Source organism: Pseudomonas sp. TWI929, assembly GCF_039673335.1.
Lineage (GTDB): Bacteria > Pseudomonadota > Gammaproteobacteria > Pseudomonadales > Pseudomonadaceae > Aquipseudomonas.
In genome coordinates, this window is record NZ_JBDJLK010000158.1 from 1 (window position 1) to 4,287 (window position 4,287).

General features: G+C 61.6%; 6 protein-coding genes. 3 read left to right on the forward strand and 3 right to left on the reverse strand.

Annotated elements, in window-relative coordinates:
• Nucleotides 1–87 precede the first annotated feature (87 nt).
• Together rssC and rssB are read right to left on the reverse strand one after the other, a co-directional pair.
• Nucleotides 88–570, reverse strand: coding sequence for an anti-sigma factor antagonist RssC (gene rssC / locus ABE456_RS28195; protein WP_013971741.1), 483 nt, complete (start codon nt 568–570; stop codon nt 88–90).
• Nucleotides 567–1,748 carry a two-component system response regulator RssB gene (gene rssB / locus ABE456_RS28200; RefSeq protein WP_346646856.1) on the reverse strand — a complete coding sequence of 394 codons (1,182 nt, stop codon included), beginning with the start codon at nt 1,746–1,748 and terminating at the stop codon, nt 567–569. The genes rssC and rssB overlap by 4 nt, the downstream gene beginning before the upstream one ends.
• A gap of 280 nt (nt 1,749–2,028) precedes the next feature.
• Here rssB and ABE456_RS28205 point away from each other — a divergent pair, with 280 nt between their 5' ends.
• Nucleotides 2,029–2,328, forward strand: coding sequence for a PilZ domain-containing protein (locus ABE456_RS28205; RefSeq protein ID WP_346646857.1), 300 nt, complete (start codon nt 2,029–2,031; stop codon nt 2,326–2,328).
• A gap of 34 nt (nt 2,329–2,362) precedes the next feature.
• Here the strand turns inward: ABE456_RS28205 and ABE456_RS28210 are convergent, their stop codons facing one another.
• Entirely contained in the window at nt 2,363–3,070 is a 708-nt protein-coding gene (locus ABE456_RS28210) for a VacJ family lipoprotein (protein WP_346646858.1), read from the reverse strand.
• A 200-nt stretch (nt 3,071–3,270) separates the two neighbouring features.
• Between ABE456_RS28210 and ABE456_RS28215 the strand changes: the two genes are divergently transcribed.
• Nucleotides 3,271–3,834 (forward strand): phosphonoacetaldehyde phosphonohydrolase-related protein, encoded by a 564-nt coding sequence (locus ABE456_RS28215; RefSeq protein WP_346646859.1) that lies wholly within the window; start codon nt 3,271–3,273, stop codon nt 3,832–3,834.
• 122 nt (nt 3,835–3,956) lie between these two features.
• Entirely contained in the window at nt 3,957–4,220 is a 264-nt protein-coding gene (locus tag ABE456_RS28220) for a DUF4404 family protein (RefSeq protein WP_346646860.1), read from the forward strand.
• The last annotated feature ends 67 nt before the right edge of the window (nt 4,221–4,287 follow it).

Here is a 4,287-nt window from a genome sequence, read left to right on the forward strand (position 1 = left end):
CTCCCACAGGTACTGCGTCGCTCTCAAGGGCCGCGCTGTCCCTGTGGGAGCGGGCAAGCCCGCGAAGAGGCCAGTGCAGGTTAACGATCAGGTCCGTTCCAGCGCATTGACCAGGTCGTGGAAGGCTTCACGGTTGGAGTCATTCAGGCCCATTAGAATCTTGTGCGCCTCCAGTACCTTGGAGCGCACCACGTCTTCGTTCTGGTCCTGCGACGGCAGGTCGGTCAGGCACTCCGGGCACGGAATCGGGCGATCGACGATGTTGAACACCTGATCGAAGCCCATCGACTGCAACAACCGGGAAATGTCCGGGTTGGTGGTGACCACCGTCGGCAACAGGCCCACCTTCTGCCGCGACAGGATCGACAGCTTGGCCAGCAGGCCAAGCGTGGTGCTGTCGATACTCTCGGTTTCCGTCAGGTCGATGACAATCGCCGAGAAGTTCAGCGCAGTGAAAATCTTCTCGATCGTCGCATCCAGCGCCGAACACAGGGTCAGGCGCACTTCACCGACGAATTTCAGTACGAAGGTACCGCTCTGCTCGGCGAACTGGATTCTACCGGTACTCATTGAAGGTTCCTGCTCAACACCAATAGGGCGATATCATCCGGCATCTCCCCAAGCGTAGCCAATCCAAATCGTTGACGCAGCCCATCCAGGCTGCCACCTGCTGCCCTGACGATCTCCGGCAAGGCGGTTTCTTTATCTTTGAGCGTGTCACCCGGCAAAAGGTCCAGAATGCCATCGGACATCAAGCTGAGGCTGAACTGCGGCGGCAGCTCTACCACCAGGTCCTGGTAGGTAGCCTCGTCGAACAACCCCACCGGCAGGCCGCGGCCTTCCAGGTAGCGGGTATGCTCGGGGGTATGCAGCACCGGCAGCGGCAAATGGCCGCCAACCGCGTAGGTCAGCAGGCCGGACTCTTCGTCGATCACCCCGCCAACCATGGTTACGTGCTTGCCCAGTTTACTATTGATCAGGCCGCGGTTGATGTGGCTGAGCACTTCCGACGGTTTGAACTCGCGCATCTTGCTGCGCTTGAGCTCGAACATGAGCCGCGTGGTCATGAACTTCAACAGCACGGTGACAAAGGCCGACGACGCGCCATGCCCGGAAACATCGGCGAGGTAGAAGGCAATGCGCCGCTCGTCAACGCGGAAGTAATCGACAAAATCACCCGACAGGTACAGCGACGGGATGATCTGGTGCTCGAAGGCGAACTCGCCAGCTGCCCAAGGGCTTTCCGGCAGCATGTTCATCTGCACCTGGCGACCGGCGGTCTGGTCCTCCTGCAACAGGTGCAGGCTGGCTTCCAGTTCGCGGTTGGCGGCTTCGAGCTTTTCGCGGTAACGCTGGTTTTCCAGCACCAGGCGCGAGCGGTCGAGGGCACGGCGCACCGAATGCTCGAGCACGGCCAGGTCTTCCAGCGGCTTGATCAGGTAGTCGGCGGCACCCAGGCGCAACGCTTCCACCGCATCACTCATGACGCCGGCACCGGACACCACGATCACCGGCAGCTGCGGCGCGCGCTCACTGACCTGGCGGATCAGTTCGAGGCCGCCCATCTGCGGCATGCGCAGATCGCAGATCACGAGGTCGGGCTGGTGTTCATCGAAGACCTGAAGCCCCTGCTGGCCATTACCGGCCTGGAGGACGCTGAAGCCACTGTCTTCAAGATAGGCGGCGAGGCTCGCACGGACCACGTCGTCGTCATCGATGATCAGCAGCGTTGCACTGGTTTTCTGCATGTGGGCGAACGGCGCCGATTGGGTTGGTGCAGCGGTGTCGGCAAGGCAGACGGCCAGCTACGGGAATTCTTTGTGGTCACACTCTACTTGAGTTGTAGGACAAGAACACCTGTCCGGCAACTGTCCGGCAACTGTGAGCGCTACCTTGTAAGGCGCAGACGGTACTCCCATCCGGCAGGCGTTTCAAGCATGCAAGGGTCGACCTCGCCGCACTTTACAGGGCAAATCACCGGGAGTTATAAGAAAGTCGACCAGCGCACCCCGATAGGAAGGATGCAGCATGCCCCACACGCCCTCCAACCACAGCGAAAAACGCGATTACATCCGCATGCGCATCGACACCGACGTCAGCCTGCTGCACGCAGGCCAGGTGATCGCGGCAGTGTGCCTGGACCTGTCCAGCGGCGGCTTGCAGGTGCGGGCAGCGCAGCGCTTCCAGGTAGGGGATCATATTGAAGTGCGGATCGATTCCGAGCACCCGGCGCTTAAGGGGCTGCATGCCAGCACCGAAGTGGTATGGATTGCCGACCAGCCGGGCGGGCAGCAGAAGTTCGGGCTGCGGATTCTGGCCATGCATTGAATGTGGGGCTGCAAAGCAGCCCCACATTCACAGATCAGAAGTCGTCTTCGACTTCGCCATCCTTGACCTTGAACTCGCGGTTCTGCAGGTAGGCGTTGCGAATGAAGATGTACTTGTCACCCTGAATCAGCTTCTCGGCCGACAACAGGTCGGCGCGGGTGTCGATCACGTCCAGGGCGAAGATCGAGTTGCGCGTCGGCACATGGTCGATGTAGCGGTAGGGTTTGGTGTAGGTGTCCGGGTACTTGGCCACGCCGTCACGCACGGTGCTTGGGCCCAGCAGCGGGATGACCACGTACGGGCCACTCGGCACACCCCAGTAGCCCAGGGTCTGGCCGAAGTCCTCGTCGTTGCGCTGCAGGCCCATCTTGGTGCCTACATCGAAGAAGCCGCCCAGGCCGAAGGTGGTGTTGACGATCAGCCGCGCCGTGTCCACGCCCGCTGCATGGGGCTTGAACTGCAGCAGGTCGTTGGCCAGGTTGGTCACGTCACCCAGGTTGCGGAAGATGTTGTGGATACCATCTTCAAGGAACTGCGGGGTGACTGCCTGGTAACCCTTGGCCAGCGGCTTGAGGGCATAGGTGTCGAGGGTATCGTTGAAGCGGAAGATCGGGCGGTTGACCGCTTCCCAGGGATCTTCCTCGGTGGCTGCCTGGGTGGCTGCCACGGGCGCCAGCAGCATGCTGGCGCAGACACAGGCCTGGGTGACTCGTTCGATCACACTGGCACCAATCCTACGCATAGATGTCTCTCCATCGAAATTCTCGGCCGCAAGCGCAACAGGCCGCGCTGCCGGTACGGCGGCAGTATAGAGCCTTGCGGGCTGATAAACAGCTTTACACAACTTTGCTCAATAATTTGTGAACAACTGTTGCGTGAGGGCCACTGTCACAGGGCGGTAACAATCAGCGCATAGCCTGCGACTATTTGGGGGAAGTTGCCATGGACGCTGCACCCGCCTTCACTGCTGTGCTGTTCGGCTTGCGCGGCTGCCTGGTGCAGGCTGCCAACGGCGCCCCCTCGCCCGCCCCCGGCGCCCTGGCCACCCTCGCCAACCTGCACAAGCGCCATGTGCCATGCATTTGGCTGGATGACCTCAACGCCACGCAAAGCAAGCGCCTGGCCCACGTACTGCCCGGCTGGCTGCCAGGGCATTTGGTGAATGGCGTGCGCTGGCCGGCACCGAACGCCTGCTGGCAGGCCTTGATGACGCTGGACAGCCAACGCCTGGACGGCTGCGTACTGGTCAGCGGCGACCCGCGCCTGTTGCAATCCGGCCTCAACGCCGGCCTGTGGACAGTAGGCCTGGCTGCCTGCAGCCCATTCTGCGACCACAGCTCGCGGCAATGGCAAGCCATGAGCCCTCAGGAGCAGGACCTGGCCCGCGGCAAGGCAACGCTGGAACTGTTCAGCCTGGGCGTGCACTCGGTGATTGACCACCTGGAAGCGCTGGACACCTGCCTGGAAGACATCGCCCAGCGCCGGCGCAAGGGTGAAAAACCCTGATACAGCACCTTTGACGCGGATCATGCAAAGCGGCGGCAGGTGGATTACGCTGAAGACAGGCCAGAACCTTTGCCGCTTCGCTGAGGTCCATGGCTTGCCAAGCCATTGATGGAGAACTGCCAATGCCTGCCCGCGAATTGCAAGAGCGCTTGAACAGCTTGCGCGAGCAACTGGACCGCAACGTGCCGCTCACTGAAGAAGAGCTGGCCGCGCTGCACGAAGAAGCGCGCCAGATCGAGGCGCAGCTGAAGCTTGAGGAAGCCACGCCGGACCATAACCTGGTGGATGGCGTCAATCTGGCGATCGAACGCTTCGAGGCCGACCACCCCGACCTCACCGCCACCCTGCGCAGCATTGCCAACTCGCTGCACAGCATGGGCATCTGAAATCGCAGGGGGGTGCCTTGCACCCCCATCACGACATAAGGCCGCGCCTACAGGTGCAGCGCAAGAT

Coding starts and splice junctions, on each gene's coding strand:
- rssB (WP_346646856.1), bottom strand. CDS start 1,748: ATGCAGAAAACCAGTGCAACGCTGCTGATCATCGATGACGACGACGTG.
- ABE456_RS28205 (WP_346646857.1), top strand. CDS start 2,029: ATGCCCCACACGCCCTCCAACCACAGCGAAAAACGCGATTACATCCGC.
- rssC (WP_013971741.1), bottom strand. CDS start 570: ATGAGTACCGGTAGAATCCAGTTCGCCGAGCAGAGCGGTACCTTCGTA.
- ABE456_RS28220 (WP_346646860.1), top strand. CDS start 3,957: ATGCCTGCCCGCGAATTGCAAGAGCGCTTGAACAGCTTGCGCGAGCAA.
- ABE456_RS28215 (WP_346646859.1), top strand. CDS start 3,271: ATGGACGCTGCACCCGCCTTCACTGCTGTGCTGTTCGGCTTGCGCGGC.
- ABE456_RS28210 (WP_346646858.1), bottom strand. CDS start 3,070: ATGCGTAGGATTGGTGCCAGTGTGATCGAACGAGTCACCCAGGCCTGT.